The 15,658-nt window shown below is 71.4% G+C and carries 14 protein-coding genes and 1 riboswitch; of the genes, 5 read left to right on the forward strand and 9 right to left on the reverse strand.

Annotation, left to right across the window (positions count from 1 at the left end):
- The first annotated feature begins 35 nt into the window (after positions 1-35).
- Complete coding sequence (locus LXM64_RS12455) at positions 36-1,013, forward strand: PDR/VanB family oxidoreductase (RefSeq protein ID WP_234073471.1); 978 nt, start codon at positions 36-38, stop codon at positions 1,011-1,013.
- Between the two features lie 15 nt (positions 1,014-1,028).
- On the opposite strand, the gene LXM64_RS12460 is transcribed toward LXM64_RS12455, so the two are convergent.
- The 3 genes from LXM64_RS12460 to glyA all read right to left on the reverse strand — a co-directional run bounded on the left by LXM64_RS12460 (position 1,029) and on the right by glyA (position 4,790).
- Positions 1,029-2,339, reverse strand: a complete 1,311-nt coding sequence (locus LXM64_RS12460; protein WP_234073472.1) for an amidohydrolase family protein — start codon at positions 2,337-2,339, stop codon at positions 1,029-1,031.
- Positions 2,340-2,492: 153 nt separating this feature from the next.
- Positions 2,493-3,377 (reverse strand): bifunctional methylenetetrahydrofolate dehydrogenase/methenyltetrahydrofolate cyclohydrolase, encoded by an 885-nt coding sequence (locus LXM64_RS12465; RefSeq protein ID WP_234073473.1) that lies wholly within the window; start codon positions 3,375-3,377, stop codon positions 2,493-2,495.
- Between the two features lie 138 nt (positions 3,378-3,515).
- Positions 3,516-4,790: a serine hydroxymethyltransferase gene (gene glyA, locus LXM64_RS12470; RefSeq protein ID WP_234073474.1), complete on the reverse strand. Its 1,275-nt coding sequence runs from the start codon at positions 4,788-4,790 to the stop codon at positions 3,516-3,518.
- 36 nt (positions 4,791-4,826) lie between these two features.
- Positions 4,827-4,910, reverse strand: a riboswitch (ZMP/ZTP riboswitch).
- Between the two features lie 95 nt (positions 4,911-5,005).
- On the opposite strand from glyA, the gene LXM64_RS12475 reads away from it, so the two are divergent.
- Genes LXM64_RS12475 through LXM64_RS12490 form a run of 4 tightly spaced genes read left to right on the forward strand, consistent with a single transcriptional unit; the run spans position 5,006 to position 9,421 of the window.
- The gene (locus tag LXM64_RS12475) at positions 5,006-6,499 is read left to right on the forward strand and encodes a beta-N-acetylhexosaminidase (RefSeq protein ID WP_234073475.1); all 1,494 of its coding nucleotides are present in this window, start codon (positions 5,006-5,008) and stop codon (positions 6,497-6,499) included.
- Positions 6,496-7,644, forward strand: a complete 1,149-nt coding sequence (gene nagA, locus LXM64_RS12480) for an N-acetylglucosamine-6-phosphate deacetylase (protein ID WP_234073476.1) — start codon at positions 6,496-6,498, stop codon at positions 7,642-7,644. Before LXM64_RS12475 ends, nagA begins: the two co-directional genes overlap by 4 nt.
- 41 nt (positions 7,645-7,685) lie before the next feature.
- The gene (locus tag LXM64_RS12485) at positions 7,686-8,060 is read left to right on the forward strand and encodes a YrdB family protein (RefSeq protein ID WP_234073477.1); all 375 of its coding nucleotides are present in this window, start codon (positions 7,686-7,688) and stop codon (positions 8,058-8,060) included.
- Positions 8,057-9,421, forward strand: a complete 1,365-nt coding sequence (locus LXM64_RS12490) for an FAD-binding oxidoreductase (protein WP_419144838.1) — start codon at positions 8,057-8,059, stop codon at positions 9,419-9,421. Before LXM64_RS12485 ends, LXM64_RS12490 begins: the two co-directional genes overlap by 4 nt.
- A gap of 66 nt (positions 9,422-9,487) precedes the next feature.
- Here LXM64_RS12490 and nagB read toward each other — a convergent pair whose 3' ends face one another.
- The 6 genes from nagB to LXM64_RS12520 all read right to left on the reverse strand — a co-directional run bounded on the left by nagB (position 9,488) and on the right by LXM64_RS12520 (position 15,640).
- Positions 9,488-10,267, reverse strand: coding sequence for a glucosamine-6-phosphate deaminase (gene nagB, locus LXM64_RS12495; RefSeq protein ID WP_234073478.1), 780 nt, complete (start codon positions 10,265-10,267; stop codon positions 9,488-9,490).
- Positions 10,260-11,186, reverse strand: a complete 927-nt coding sequence (locus LXM64_RS12500) for an ROK family protein (RefSeq protein WP_234073479.1) — start codon at positions 11,184-11,186, stop codon at positions 10,260-10,262. The genes nagB and LXM64_RS12500 overlap by 8 nt, the downstream gene beginning before the upstream one ends.
- A complete protein-coding gene (locus tag LXM64_RS12505) occupies positions 11,183-12,025 on the reverse strand; it encodes a carbohydrate ABC transporter permease (RefSeq protein WP_234073480.1) in 843 nt (280 codons plus the stop codon). Before LXM64_RS12505 ends, LXM64_RS12500 begins: the two co-directional genes overlap by 4 nt.
- A complete protein-coding gene (locus LXM64_RS12510; RefSeq protein WP_234073481.1) occupies positions 12,022-12,987 on the reverse strand; it encodes a carbohydrate ABC transporter permease in 966 nt (321 codons plus the stop codon). The genes LXM64_RS12505 and LXM64_RS12510 overlap by 4 nt, the downstream gene beginning before the upstream one ends.
- A gap of 124 nt (positions 12,988-13,111) precedes the next feature.
- A complete protein-coding gene (locus LXM64_RS12515; RefSeq protein WP_234073482.1) occupies positions 13,112-14,380 on the reverse strand; it encodes an extracellular solute-binding protein in 1,269 nt (422 codons plus the stop codon).
- Between the two features lie 63 nt (positions 14,381-14,443).
- A complete protein-coding gene (locus LXM64_RS12520) occupies positions 14,444-15,640 on the reverse strand; it encodes an ROK family transcriptional regulator (protein ID WP_234073483.1) in 1,197 nt (398 codons plus the stop codon).
- Between the last annotated feature and the right edge of the window lie 18 nt (positions 15,641-15,658).

A 15,658-nucleotide genomic window follows, 5' to 3' on the forward strand; every position in this document is an offset into this window, starting at 1 on the left:
CTGCTCGTCACACGGGCCGATTAGCGTGGCGCGCTGTGAGTTACTTCAGCGACGTCGAACGCGATCTGGTCGTGGTGGAGCGCACCGCGCTCACCGGCGACATCGTCGCCTTCGATCTGGCGTCTCCGAACGGGCGCGATCTGCCCGCCTGGACCCCCGGTTCCCACCTCGACGTGATCCTTCCGGATGCCGACGGCACCGGACCGGTGGAACGCCAGTACTCGCTGTGCGGCGACACCGCGGAGCGCGGGCGATGGCGCATCACGGTGCTGCGCGAGACGGGCGGGCGCGGCGGATCCGTGCGCGTACACGACGAGCTCGCGGTCGGCACGCGGGTGCGCGTGCGCGGCCCCCGCAACCACTTCCCGTTCGAGGTCTCCCCCGGTACGCGCTATCGGTTCGTGGCGGGCGGGATCGGCATCACGGCGATCCGGGCGATGGCGGCCGCAGCCGAAGCCGCCGGTGCCGAGTGGGAGCTGGACTACGCCGGGCGCACGCGCGCCGGCATGGCCTTCGCGGCGGAGCTCGCCGAGACGTACGGCGACCGCGTACGCATCCACGCCCGCGACGAGGGCGCCCGCCTCGACATCGACGCGCTGGCCGCATCCGTGGACGAGCGCACGGCCGTGTTCGCATGCGGACCGAAGCGGATGCTGGACGCGCTGGAGGCGGGCATCGACGAGCGCGCGCTGCACGTGGAGCGCTTCGAGGCGAAGGAGTTCGGGGAGCCGGTGTGGCCGGGGCCGTTCGAGGTGGAACTGTCGATGAGCGGCGACGTCGTCGTGGTCTCGCCGGAGCAGTCGGTTCTCGACGCGATCCGCGAGCAATCCCCCGATACGCTCGTGCTCTCGAGCTGCCGCCGCGGCACATGCGGCACGTGCGAGGTCCCGGTGCTCGAGGGCGATATCGAGCACCGCGACTCGGTGCTCACACCGATCGAGCAGCGTGATTCGACCGTCATGATGGTCTGCGTCTCGCGCGCGGCCTGCGGACGGATCGTGCTCGATCTCTGAGGGCGCGGGCGCTGGTCAGCGACCGACCCGCGTACGCAGTCGTTCGACGATCGCGCGCTCGTCGGCACGCACGAGACGGTAGTCGCGCACGACCACACGCCCCGCGACGATCACGTGGCGTGGCCTGCGCCCGGGGGCGGTCCAGAGCAGTCCCGCCACGGGATCCGCGACACCCGCATCCGCCACCGAGTCCACGTCCCACACGCACACGTCCGCGGCCGCTCCCGGCCTCAGGTGGCCGAGCTCGGGCCGGCCGAGCCCCGCAGCGGAGCCGGCGGTCGCCATCTCCAGCACGTCGCGCGCGTCGAGTTGCGGACCCACGAGTGCCGACACCTGCAGGGCCAGCCGCGCGTCGGCCAGCAGATGGCCGGCATCGTTGGATCCCCCTCCGGACGTGCCGAGTCCCACCGCGATGCCGGCTTCGCGCATCCGTGCGACCGGCGCGATCCCCCATCCCATCGGCACGTCGCACCCGGGGGCGTGGGTCGCGGTGACTCCTGCCGCGGCCAGACGGTCGATCTCGGCATCCGTCACATCGCAGAGGTGGGCGATCGTGACATCGGGAGCGAGCCACCCCCACTCCTCCAGCAGGTCCAGGGGGCGCCGGCCGTAGCGATCGAGCGCGATCTGCGTGTCGACCTGCTCGTTCGCCTGCGTCCGACGGCGGAGTCCGTACTCGCGCGCCACGGCTCCGAGCGCACGGAAGGTGTCCTCCCCGTCGGAATGCACGCCCGCCGGGCCCACCGCGAGCTGCAGCATCCCGTCGGCGCTCACCCCGCCCGCACCCGGCGCGAAGAGCGCGGCGGCGATGGCGCGCGCGCTCGCTTCGGCCGCCTCGGGGGCGTCCCGGGCAGAGCCGCGCACGAAGACGAGCCTGGCACCGAGCTCGGCGGCCGCATCCGCGACGGACCGGGCGATCTCGACGGTGTCGTCGACCGGATGCGGCGAGCCCACGGGGTCGGGCCAGTTCAGCTGGTGGTCGGCCACCGTCGTCACCCCGCTCAGCAGCGACTCGGCGATGCCCGCTGAGGCCGTGGCGCCGGTGAGCGAGGCGTCGATGCCGGCGCCCGCGTAGGCCGCGGCCATCGCCGGCAGCCAGTCCCGCATCGGCACTCCCCGGGTTGCGGGCAAGGTGCGAAAGCCGGTCTGCAGGAGGTGGTGGTGCGCATTGATGAGCCCCGGCGTCACGACACAGCCGGACACATCGAGCGTCTCGCCGGGTGCCTCCCCCGACGATGACACCACGGCGCCGTCGAGCACGAGGTCGCCGTCCCGCTCGGTGCGACGGTCGACGAGGATGCGGCGCGCGCCGCGCAGGGTCAGCATGATCCGATCGTCTCAGCCCGAGATCACGGGCGCGTTACCGCGGGCCAGCGTGCACGACTCAGCCGGGAACCGCGCTTGGACGGTCCCCGCCAGACGGAATCCGCGGTATCGGCTGAGGTGCGTCACGACGAGCCGTGCCGCGGCGCCGGCGTGTCAGAGACCTGCGGCGCGCTCCGCGGCCTCGACGACGTTCGTGAGCAGCAGGGCCACGGTCATGGGCCCCACACCGCCGGGGTTCGGCGACACGTAGCCGGCGACCTCCACGACATCCGGATGCACGTCGCCGTAGACGATGCTCTTGCCGGTCTCCGGATGCGTCTCACGCGTGACGCCGACATCCAGCACGGCGACGCCCGCGCGCAGGTGCTCTGCGCGTACGAGGTGCTTGACGCCGGCGGCCGCGACCACGACGTCGGCCTGCGCGAGGTGGAACGGGAGGTCCGCGGTACCGGTGTGGGTCAGGGTGACCGTGGCGTTGATGTCGCGGCGCGTGAGCAGGAGCCCGATCGAGCGGCCGATCGTGACGCCGCGGCCGACGACCACGACGTGTTTGCCCGCCAGGTCGTAGCCGTTGCGCTGCAACAGCTCGATCACACCGCGCGGCGTGCACGGCAGCGGCGAGGTGATCGGCGTGTTCACGTTCAGCACGAGACGGCCGAGGTTGGTGGGGTGCAGCCCGTCGGCGTCCTTGTCTGGGTCGATCCGCTCCAGGATGCGGTCCGTGTCGAGGTGCTTCGGCAGCGGCAGCTGCACGATGTACCCGTGGCAGGTCGGGTCGGCGTTGAGCTCGTCGATCAGCGCCTCGACGTCCTCCTGCGTGGCATCCGCGGGCAGCTCCCGTTGGATCGAGTTCATCCCGATCGCGACGGACTGCTTGTGCTTCATGCCCACGTACAGCTGCGAGGCGGGATCCGCCCCCACCAGCACCGTGGCGATGCCGGGAACCACCCCGCGCTCGGCGAGTGCCGCCACGCGCGCGGTGAGTTCTTCCTTGATCGCGGCCGCGGTGCGGACGCCGTCGAGTGTGATCGCGGTCATTGTCGTCTCCTCTTCGAGCCCGCCCCGAGCACACGCCGATCTGCGCGGTGAGCGCAGGGTCGCGACCGAGGGTACTCAATCACTATGCACGTAGGGATACGGATGCGGCAACACCCGGTGCTGCCGCATCCGCTCCGATCACTGCTGGAGGTCGGGGTACAGCGGGAACGCCGCGGTCAGCGCCGCGACGCGGGTGCGCAGCGCTTCGACGTCGGCGCCGGGCAGCAGCGCGAGCGCGATGATGTCGGCGACCTCGGTGAACTCCGCGTCGCCGAACCCGCGCGTCGCCAGCGCCGGCGTACCGATGCGCAGACCCGAGGTGACCATCGGCGGACGCGGGTCGTTGGGCACCGCGTTGCGGTTGACCGTGATGTGGATGTCGTGGAGGAGATCCTCGGCCTGCTTGCCGTCGATGGCCGCCTCCCGGAGGTCGACGAGCACGAGGTGCACGTCGGTGCCGCCCGAGCGCACCGCGATGCCGGCATCCTTCACGTCCTGCTGGGCGAGCCGATCGGCGAGGATCGCCGCACCGCGGACCGTGCGCTCCTGGCGCTCCTTGAACTCGGGGGTCGCCGCAAGCTTGAACGCGGTCGCCTTGGCGGCGATCACGTGCATGAGCGGACCGCCCTGCTGGCCGGGGAAGACCGCGGTGTTGATCTTCTTGGCGAGGTCCTCGTCGTTCGTGAGGATGAAGCCCGAACGGGGGCCGCCGATCGTCTTGTGCACGGTCGAGGAGACGACGTGCGCGTGCGGGACCGGGTTCGGGTGCACGCCCGCGGCGACGAGGCCCGCGAAGTGCGCCATGTCGACCCAGAGGTAAGCGCCGACCTCGTCGGCGATCTCGCGGAAGCGCGCGAAGTCGAGCTGGCGGGGATACGCGGACCAGCCGGCGATGATGACCTTCGGCTTGTGCTCGACGGCGAGGCGGTGCACCTCGTCCATGTCGATGACGCTGGTCTCCGGGTCGACGCCGTACGCGACGATGTTGTAGAGACGGCCGGAGAAGTTGATCTTCATACCGTGCGTCAGGTGACCGCCCTGGTCGAGCGAGAGGCCGAGCAGCGTGTCGCCGGGGCGGGCGATCGCGTGCAGCACCGCGGCGTTGGCGGACGCACCGGAGTGCGGCTGCACGTTGGCGAAACCGGCGCCGAACAGCGACTTGGCGCGGGCGATCGCCAGCTCCTCGGCGACGTCCACCTCTTCGCAGCCGCCGTAGTAGCGGCGACCCGGGTAGCCCTCGGCGTACTTGTTCGTGAGCACGGAGCCCTGCGACTGCAGCACCGAGACGGGTACGAAGTTCTCGGACGCGATCATCTCGAGATACCCGCGCTGACGCTCGAGCTCGCGCTCGAGAACCTGAGCGATCTCGGGGTCGACCTCTGCGAGGGGGGCGTTGAAGTACGGGTCGGTCATGACTCTCCCTGACGACGGTTTCGGACAGAAGGGTTCCGTATCGGCCCAGGCGTACGGCCGAATACCGTGTCGGTCGCTCCCCGGTGGTCATCCACCTCAACGCCAGTCGCGACGCGATCGAGCATACCGGAAGCGGACACCGGGCACACCTGAACGCACGGTGACGGCGGACGAACGCATGGTGCGCCGGGAACAGGTTTGTTAAGGTTCCTTACATGTCAACCGGCCTCGTCCCGCGACCGACGTCCGTGGCCCTCCGCGACGGCGCCTTCGCGCTGACGGATGCGGTCTCGATCACCGGCGAGGCGGAGGCGGTCGCCCTCCTGATCGCGCGGCTGCACCGGCGCACCGGCCTCTCACTCCCCGCTGCCTCGGACGCGCCGATCCGCCTGCGCATCGACGGCGAGGGCGCCGCGGAGTCCTACCGGCTGACGATCGATGCGCACACGGTCGAGCTCACCGCATCCGATGCCGCAGGCCTCCAGCACGGCGTGCATACGCTGCTCCAACTGGTGGCGCCCACGAGGCAGGGATGGGTGTGGCCCGCCGTCGTGATCGATGACGCACCCCGCTTCGCCCACCGCGGGCTGATGCTCGACGTCGCCCGGCACTTCTTCGGTGTCGACGTCGTCGAACGCCTGCTCGAGCGGATGGCGGAGCTCAAGCTCAACGTGCTGCACCTTCACCTCAGCGACGACCAGGGCTGGCGGCTCGCGCTGGATTCACGGCCCCGTCTGGCGGAGGCCGCCTCGGGCTCGGCGGCCCTGGGTGATGCGGGCGGCTGCTACTCACGCGCCGACTGGGGACGCATCCTGGATGCGGCGGCCTCGCATCACATCACGGTGATCCCCGAGTTCGACGTCCCGGGCCACACGCACGCCGTGGGGCTCGCGTACCCCGAGGTCGCCCGGCCTCCCGTCGTCACGCCCGAGCTCGAGGAGACGGCCGCGGAGTTCGGGGGCGGCCTGCCCGTCGCCGGGCAGGCGTACACCGGCTTCGGCGTGGGCTTCTCGTCGTTGCGGATCGGCGAGGCGGCGACGAGCGCGTTCCTGCGCGATGTCTTCACCGAACTGGCCGAGCTGACGCCGGGACCGTACCTGCACATCGGCGGGGACGAAGCCCTCGGCACCTCGCGCGACGACTACGCCGCGGCGATCGCGGAGGTCACCACGCTCGTGGCCTCGCGGCAGAAGACGCCCATCGCCTGGCACGAGGCCGGCACCGCGGCGAACCTCGCGGCCGGCACGATCGGCCAGTACTGGGGCTTCGTGCGCCCCGTCGACGGCGCCGACGAGAAGGCCCGCGGCTTCCTCGAGCGCGGCGGACGCCTCATCCTGTCGCCCGCCGATGCGGTCTATCTCGACATGAAGGACAGTGCGGAGTCCGCACTGGGCCTCACGTGGGCGAACGGGCCGACGCCGCTGCACCGCGCGTACGACTGGGAACCCGTCGAGGTCGTCTCCGGCATCCGCGAAGAGCAGATCCTCGGTGTCGAAGCGGCGCTGTGGACCGAGACGATCCGCACCGAGGACGACATTCAGCAGATGGTGTTCCCCCGTCTCGCCGCCGCCGCCGAGGTGGCCTGGTCGGCGCGCGCATCCCGATCGTGGGAGAGCTTCCGCGAGCGCCTGGCGGATCTCGCGACGCGGTGGGATGCCGACGGGCTCACTTATCGCCGGATCGACGACGTTCCGTGGCGCCGACCATGAGCGTGATCGTCCACTCGGCACGGATCGTCGACGGCGGCCGCGAGACGCCGGACGGCTGGGCGCGTTGGGACGACGGGCGCATCACGCACCGCGGCACGGGCACCGGCTGGTGCGACCACGACGGCGACACGATCGTCGATGCGCGTGCCCTGGCGGGCCCGGACGCGGTCCTCAGCCCGGGGTTCATCGACTTGCACGGGCACGGGGGCGGCGGCCGCTCCTACGAAGACGGACCGGATGCGGTGCGCGCCGCCCGCGCGCTGCATCTCGCGCACGGCACCACACGCGCCGTCCTGTCGCTCGCGACCTCGACCCTCGACGACCTCGTCGACCGACTGAGGATGATCGCGGCCCTGACCCGCACCGCCCCCGACATCCTCGGCTCCCATCTGGAGGGTCCCTTCCTCGCACCGGGTCACCGGGGCGCGCACGCCGGAGACCTGCTGCGCGCACCCGACCCCGAGACGCTGGACGCCCTGCTTGCCGCCGGCGGCGGCACCGTGCGCCAGGTGACGCTCGCCCCGGAGCTTCCGGGCGGCCTCGACGCCGTCCGCCGCATCGTCGAGGCGGGCGTCGTCGCAGCCGTCGGACACACCTCCGCCGACGCCCGGATCGCAACCGCGGCCTTCGACGCAGGGGCGACGGTGCTGACGCACGCGTTCAACGCGATGCCCGGGCTCCACCACCGCTTCCCGGGGCCGGTCGGGGCGGCGCTCGCGGACGACCGTGTCGTGCTGGAGATCATCGCCGACGGCGTGCACCTGCATCCCGATGTCGTGCGGATCGCCGCATCCGCCGCCGTAGGCCGCTTCGCCCTCGTGACCGACGCTATGGCCGCGGCGGGCGCCGCCGACGGCGTGTATCGCCTGGGCGCGCTCGATGTGGAGGTCACGAGCGGCGTCGCGCACGTGGCCGGCACCGACACGATCGCCGGGTCCACGTTGACGCAGGATGCGGCCCTGCGCGTCGCCGTCGCGGCGGGGGTGCCACTGGTCGCCGCCGTGCAGGCCCTCACCGAGACCCCCGCGCGCGTGCTCGGCCGGGAGGATCTCGGAACCCTCGAGCCGGGGCGCCTCGCCGACGCGGTGCTGCTGAGCGCCGACCTGCGCGTCGCCCGAGTATGGCTGGGCGGCGAGCCGGTCTGACCCCGCCGGGCCGCGCCCGCGCGCCCGCGTAGAATGGGCGGGTGAGCACCCCCTCGTCCGCGCCCCTGCCCGCCGGCACGCGCCCCGCACTGTCCGCCCTCGACGTGGTGGCGTTCCTGTGCGAGATCGGCGGCATCGTCGCCCTGGCGATCTGGGGCTTCGCGACGTGGCCGTTCCCGTGGAACCTCGTCGTCGGCATCCTCACCCCCGCCGCCGCCATCGTGCTGTGGGCGCTGTTCGTCTCCCCCCGCGCCGTCTTCGCCGTGCACCCCTTCGTGCGCGCCATCGCCGAACTCCTGGTCTACGCCGCAGCGACGGCCGCCCTGTGGTCGCTCGGTCTCACCTGGATCGGCATCGCCTACGCCGTGGTCGCGGTCACGGTGGGCCTGGTCGTCGGACGCCGCCGTTTCGCATGATCGCGTCGGTCGTCGACCTGCTGCGTGAGGCGCTCGGCGACCGGATCGACACGACCGGGGCGATGCTCGAGGCCGTCCGCGCCGACAAGTCGGGTCACGCCGCCGACGGCCGCGCCCTGGCCGTCGTGCACGCCGAGAGCGTCGAGGACGTCCAGGTCGCGCTGCGCATCGCCCATGCGACGGGTACGCCCGTGGTCCCGCGCGGTGCCGGCACCGGGCTCGCGGGAGGCGCGAACGTCGGCACCGGCCGGATCGCGCTCTCGCTCGCGCGGATGAGCCGCATCATCGAGATCCGCCCCGACGACCTGCTCGCCGTCGTGCAACCCGGCATCATCAACGCCGAGCTGAACGCCGAGCTCGCCCGCCACGGGGTGTGGTGGGCGCCCGACCCCGCGAGCCGCGCCATCTCGACCGTCGGCGGCAACATCGCGACCGGTGCGGGCGGGCTGCTGTGCGCGAAGTACGGCGTCGTGCGCGACGCGGTCCTCGGCGTCGACGTCGTCCTCGCCGACGGTGAGCTGGTCCGCCTCGGCCATCGCAGCGTGAAGGGCGTGACCGGCCTCGATCTGACGTCGCTCATGATCGGGTCCGAGGGCACACTCGGGGTCGTCGTGGGGGCGACGCTCAAGCTGCGCCGCCTCGTCGCCGGGCAGCCGCGCACGCTCATCGCATCCTTCAGCGACGTGCGCGCCGCGGCTGCGGGCGCCGCAGCCGTGACCGCATCGGGTGTGCAGCCGGCGATCATGGAGCTCATGGATGCGGCGAGCCTCGCCGCAGTCCACGTGCTCCTCTCCCTGCCCGCGCCCACCGGTGGCGAGAGTCTGCTGACCGTGCAGACCGACGGACCGACGGCCGCAGACGACGCCGCGCTCATCGCGCAGGTGCTCGAGCACGCGGGCGGGCGGGTGCGCCTCGCCGCGCACGAGACGGAGGGCGAGGCGCTGCTTCAGCTGCGGCGCTCGCTGCATCCGGCCATGGAGCGACTCGGCACGACGCTCATCGAGGACGTCTCGGTGCCGCGATCGGCACTGCCTGCGATGTTCGACGAGGTCATGCGTATCGAGCGCGACTACGGACTCACGATCCCCACGGTGGCCCACGCGGGTGACGGGAACCTCCACCCGAACTTCGTCTTCGACGGCCCCGAGGTGCCGGACGTCGTCTGGCGCGCGGCCGACGACCTGTTCCGCTCCGCACTGCGCCTCGGCGGCACACTGACCGGCGAACACGGCATCGGTGTGCTCAAGCGCCGGTGGCTGCGCGACGAACTCGGCGCACGTCAGTGGCAGCTGCAGCGCGACATCAAGCGCGTCTTCGATCCCACCGGCATCCTCAATCCCGGCGTCGTCTTCGCCGACTGATCGCCGTCGTGTCCCCCTCGCCGCAACGATCGAGGGGTGCGATGCGGCACGCGGCACACGGAGGGGTCAGAGCCCCTGCCAGTCGGGCTTTCCCTCCCAGCTGGCGCGGTAGTAGTCCGCCAGGCGCAGACGGGATGCGGCCGCCTCGTCCACCACGACCGTCACATGCGGATGCAGCTGCACCGCGGAGCCGGGGAGCATCGCGGTGACCGGCCCCTCGAGGGCCCCGGCGACCGCATCCGCCTTCTCCTGCCCGAAGGCGAGCAGCACGAGATGCCGGGCCTCGAGGATCGTGCCGAGGCCCTGGGTGATGCAGTGACGCGGCACCTCGGAGGCGGCGGCGAAGAAGCGGGCGTTGTCCTCCCGGGTCTGCGCGGTCAGGGTCTTCACGCGCGTGCGCGATGCGAACGACGAGCCGGGTTCGTTGAACCCGATGTGCCCGTCGGTGCCGATCCCCAGGATCTGCAGGTCGATACCGCCCGCTTCCCGGATCGCACGCTCGTACTCCTCGCCCGCCGTGGCGATGCCCGCCTCACGGCCGTCCGGCACGCGGATGCGGGCCGGGTCCAGGCCCAACGGACCGACCACCTCGCGCGCGATCACCGAGCGGTAGCTCTCGGGGTGCGAGGGATCCAGCCCGACGTACTCGTCGAGCGCGAACCCGCGCACCCGCGAGACGTCGAGGTCCCCGATGCGCTCCCGCAACGCCTCGTACACGGGCAGCGGCGTCGAGCCCGTGGCGAGTCCCAGAACGGTGTCCTCCCGCTTCCGGATCAGCCGGACGATCTCGTCGGCGACGATCGCGCCGCCCTCCTGCTCCGATGCGACGATGACCACTTCAGCCACGTGCGCTCACCTCCTGCTCGATTGCCGTTCCTCCCACGATCGCCGCCCCGACCGCCGCGACCGGCGACCCGGTCGGCAGCACGCGCATCCGGTCCGCGAGCCGCAGCGATCGCAGGAACGGGGATGCGGCGGCGCTGCGCTCCAGTTCGACGCGCACCTCGGGGAGCATGCGATCGGCGAGCGCGGTGAGGCCTCCCCCGATCACGACCCGTTCCACGTCGGCCGTCAGCACCAGGATGCGCACGGCCGCCGCGACCGAGCGCGCAAGATCGCGGCGGATGAGGGTGGCGAGCGCATCGCCCGCGTCCGCGGCGTCGAAGACGTCGCGCACCGGGAGGGCTGCGGGGCGTCCCCAGCGGTCGGCGATCGCCGCTCCCCCGGCGAGCGCCTCGATGCATCCGCGACCCCCGCAGCGGCACGGCGGTCCGGCGGGATCGATACTGATGTGTCCCACCTCGCCGGCTGACCCGCCGGCACCGCGCCAGAGACGCCCGCCGAGCACGATGCCGGCCGCGACGCCGGTACCGAGGTTCAAGAACGCGAGGCTCGCGCCGGGCCGCTCCAGCGCCGCGGCTCCGAGCGCGGCCGCCTTCACATCGTTCTCGACGTGCACGGGCAGTCCCAGCCGAGGCGCAACGGCGGCGGCGACATCGAGGTCGGCGACGCCGAGGTTGAGCGCGTGGGTCACACGACCCGACCCCGGATGCACCTGGCCCGGCATCCCGATCCCGACCGACGAGAACTGCGCGGCGTCGATGCCCGCCATGGCGCCGAGTGCGGCCACGGCATCTGCGACGGTCTCCACCACACCCACCGGCCCCCAGAGCGTCGCGAGCCGCACCGAGGCGAGCACCCGATCCCGGGCGTCGACGACCACCGCATCCGTCTTGGTGCCACCGACGTCGAGCCCGACCCTCATCCCTTCACCGCGCCCGAGACCAGTCCCCCGGTCATGCGGTGCTGCACGATCAGGAAGAACGCGACGACAGGCAACGCCATCAGGGTGGATGCGGCCATGACCACCGACCAGTCGGTGGCCTTCGTCACCTGCACGAACGCGCGCAGCCAGATGGGCAGGGTCTGCGGGTCGGGACGGGTGAGGATGACGAGCGCGAACACGAACTCGTTCCAGGCCTGGATGAACGCGAACACGCCGGTGGCGACGAGCCCCGGGGCGAGCAGGGGGAAGGTGACCCGCCAGAAGGCGCCCGTACGGCTGCAGCCGTCGATCATCGCCGCCTCCTCCAGCTCCGCGGGCACGCCCGCGACGAAGCCGCGCAGCGTCCAGATCGTGAAGGGGAGCACGATCGCGATGTAGACGAGGCTGAGGCCGGCGATCGTGTTGACGAGGGCCCAGCCGTCGAGCACGCGGAAGGTGGAGATGATCATGGCCTCCGCGGGGATCATCTGCACGACGAGGATCGCGACGACGATGCTCTTACGGCTGCGGAACCGGAAGCGCGAGAGCGCGACGGCCGCGAGGAACGCGAACAGCAGCGCCGCGACGAGGGTGATGCCGGTCACCGTCACCGAGGTGCCGAGAGCGCCGAGGAAGCCGCCCTCGCCGAGCGCCGTGGCGTAGTTGCGCAGCGTGAACTGGTCGGGCCAGAAGTGCGGCGCCGCACCGCGCACGGCGGATGCGGGCAGCAGCGACGTGTTGATCATCCAGTACACGGGGAACACCGCGCACACGATCACCACCAGGGCGCAGAGATTCAGCAGGACCCGACCGGTACGGGTGCGTGCGCGCGTGGTCATGCCTCCTCCTGACGAAGCATCGAGCGGATGTAGTAGCCGGAGATCACGAGCATGATCACCACGAGGATGACCGAGATCGCACCGCCGGAGCCGAGGTCGCCCGAGGCCATCGAGACGCTGTAGATGTAGACCCCGATGGTGTTGGTGTCCGCGCGGACGCCTCCGATCGTCTGCAGGGCGTAGATCTGTGCGAACACGCGCAGATCCCAGATGACCTGGAGGATCAGGAGCACGATGAGGATCGAGCGCAGGTACGGGAAGACGATGAGGCGGAAGCGCGAGAAGGCGCCCGCACCGTCCAGCTGGGCGGCCTCGAGGACCTCGTCGGGCACCTGGCCGAGCCCCGCGTAGACGGAGAAGGCCACGAACGGGATCGCGCCCCACGTGATGATGATGGCCGCCACGGCGAAGAAGCTGATCGGGTCGATGAGCCAGCTGTGTCCGGTCCAGTCGCTGCCGGTCAGCTGGGTGAGCGCGTAGTTGACGAGGCCGTACTGGGTGTCGAAGATCCAGCCCCACACGATCGTCGCGGTCAGCGCGGGCATCGCCCAGGCCAGCAGCAGCGCGACCGAGACGGCGGTGCGCATGACGCGGCCGAGCTTCGTCATGAGCAGCGCGACGAGCACGCCGAGCACCATGGTCGCCGCGACGCAGACCACGCACAACGCCACGCTCCGCGCGAGCACCTGCCAGAATCCCGAGTCCGTCAGGACGGCGATGTAGTTGTCGAGCCCGACGAAGGACGGCGGGGCGCCGAAGATCTGCGCCCGGCCGAACTCCTGGAACGACATGACCACCATCTGCACGAGCGGCCAGCCGATGAACACGGCGAGCATGACGAGAGCGGGCGACAGCAGGAGAAGAGGGGTGAGTCCGCGGCGACGGCGACGGCGGCGCCGCGGGGCGGGGGGAGGCCCGGAGACGGCGACGGTGCCGACGGGCAGCTCGGTGGCGACGGCCACGGTGACTCCTTAGAACGGATGCGGCGCGCTCCCCCGGTGGGATGCCCGGTGACGGGCACCCCACGGCGAGCGCAGCGACGAGCCGAGACGGCGGACGAGTCTCGACTCGTCGCTGAGGGGTGGATCAGCCGTTGAGGATGGACTCGATCTGCTCGTCGGCGGCAGCGGCGAGCGAGGCGACGTCGCCTCCGCCGGCGATGTTGACGAACAGGTCCTGCATGATGCCCTTCGCCTCCACATCCGCCCAGTTCGGCGATGCCGGTGTGAGCTTGGCGTTCGCCGCAGCCGACGCGATGACCGACGCGAGCTCGGGCGTCGCGGCAGCGACCTTGTCACCCAGCGACGTCTTCGCGGGCACGAGACCCGCCTCGGCCAGGATCGTCTGGTACTCGTCGCTCAGCATGATCTCCAGTGCCGACTTCGCCAGCTCCGGGTTCTTCGACTTGGCCGCGATGCCGACATTGGAGCCGCCCGCGAAGACCTGCGCCGCCCCGCCCTTGGCGCCGGGAAGAGCGAACTCGCCGGTCGTCTCGGCGACCGCGGTCGCCTGCTTGTCCTCGTCGGCCACGATCGACCAGTACGCCCAGCTGGGCGCGGAGTAGGTCGCGGACTGCTGCGTACGGAAGGGGACCCATCCCTCGGTCTCATCGCCGTCCTTGGGCGCGAGAGACGCCTTCGTCATCAGCTCCTGCACCTGCTCGAGCCCGGCGACCGACTCGGGGCTGGACAGCTGGGCGTCCCAGCTGCCGTCGCTCGCCTGCACGGCCACCTCGCCGCCGTTCTCCCAGATGAAGGGCAGACCGTTGTACCAGTCCTTGCCGGGGAAGTAGACGCCCGAGACACCCGGGAGGGCCGCCGCGAGGGTCACACCGTTCGACACGTACTCGTCGAGGGTCGTGGGCACCGAGACACCCGCTTGCGCGTACTGCGCCGTGTTGTAGAACACGACGCGGGAGCCCGAGTAGTAGGGGGCGGCGTACAGATCGCCGTCCCAGCTGCCCGCCTCGACGAATCCGGGCAGCAGGTCCGAGCCGCCGAGCTCGTCCTTGATGTCGCCCAGGCTCAGCAGTGCTCCGCTCGAGGTGAACGCCGGAGCCTGGGTGTTGCCCATCTCGACCACGTCGGGGCTGTCGTTGGACGACAGGCTCGTGGTGAGCTTGTCGACGAGCCCCGTCCACTGCTGCTCCTCGATGACCAGCGTGGAACCGGGATTCTGATCCTCGAACGTCTTCACGAGATAGTCGCGGGCATCCTGAGGGGTGTCGGTGCCGACGAGCCAGACACGGATCTCCGCGCTGCCGCCGCTCGACGAGCCGCCTCCTGTCCCCGCGCATCCGGCAAGCGCAATCGCCGATGCGCCCATCAGGGCGACGGCTGGGAGGAACTTCTTCATGTGCTGTCCTCTGTTCTTGATGATGAGACCGTGAGTACCGGCGGCACTGACGGGGAGGTGATGTCAGGAGACGCCGAGCGTCGCCGACAGCACCATGACGGCCGCACCGCGCAGGACGATGTCCTGGCCCTGCTCCGTCATCCGCACTCGGACGCCCTCGTGGAAGGGGGCGAGTGTCCGCGTGCGGAGGGCCTCGGCGGTGGCCTGCGCAAGCACACCGCCGAGGAGTTCAGGGGGGCCGGAGAGAACGATCTCCGACAGATCCAGCGCGCCCACGACGGGGGCGAGCGCGATACCGAGCCGCTCCCCCGCATCCCGCAGGACCGTGTCGCGCTCGACGGGGGCGGCCGCATCCGCTCTGGCCGTCAACGCCGGCACGGACAGCCATGCCTCGAGGCAGCCGACCTTGCCGCACGCGCAGAGCGGACCGCCGTCGGTGCCGACGGTGACGTGACCGATCTCACCGGCGGCGAAGCGGCTGCCGCGCATCGGTTGACCGCCCGCGAGCAGGCCCGAGCCGACACCGCTGCCGACCTTCACCAGCAGCACATCGTCGCCGGAGCCGCCGAACGTGTACTCCGCCAGCACGGCGGCGTTGGCGTCGTTGGCGACGAGCACCTCGAGCCCGAGCGCCTCACTCAGCACACCCTCGAGGTCGAATCCGGCCCACCCCATGTTCGGGGCCGTGAGCACGATGCCGCGGTCGTCGATCACGCCGGGAGTGCCGACGCCGATGCCGAGGACGGGAGCCTTCGCCTCGGCCACGAGGCGCTGCGCGAGCGAGATGACGGCGGCCAGGACCTCGGATGCGGCGGCGGGATGCGGGGTCTCGGCGCGCGCGACGATGTCGCCGTCGAGGGTCAGGACCGCACCGATGAAGACGTCGCTGCCGGACAGGTCCAGTCCGATGATGCGGTGACCGGCGCGGTCGACGTCGACGAGCATGGCGGGCTTGCCGGGGCGGCTGCCCTCGCGCATCCCCTTCTCGACCACGAATCCATCGCCGATCAGCTCGGCCACGAGGTCCGAGATCGTGACGCGGGTGAGCCCGGTCTCCCGCGACAGGTCCGCGCGGCTCATTGCGCCGCGGTGGAAGAGCGTCTGCAGCACGAGCGAGCGGTTGTGTCCGCGTGCGTGCTCGGGCAGGACCTTCACTCCGGCGCGCAGGGCGCGTCCGGGCGCGAAGGCGCCGCGAGAGGTCGTGTGGGTGTGCGTGGGCTCCGAGAGGGAAGAGCCGCGCTGCACTTCCGATGCAGTCATGTTTGTTAGTACACCTTA

Source organism: Microbacterium binotii, from assembly GCF_021398715.1.
GTDB classification, from domain to species: domain Bacteria; phylum Actinomycetota; class Actinomycetes; order Actinomycetales; family Microbacteriaceae; genus Microbacterium; species Microbacterium binotii_A.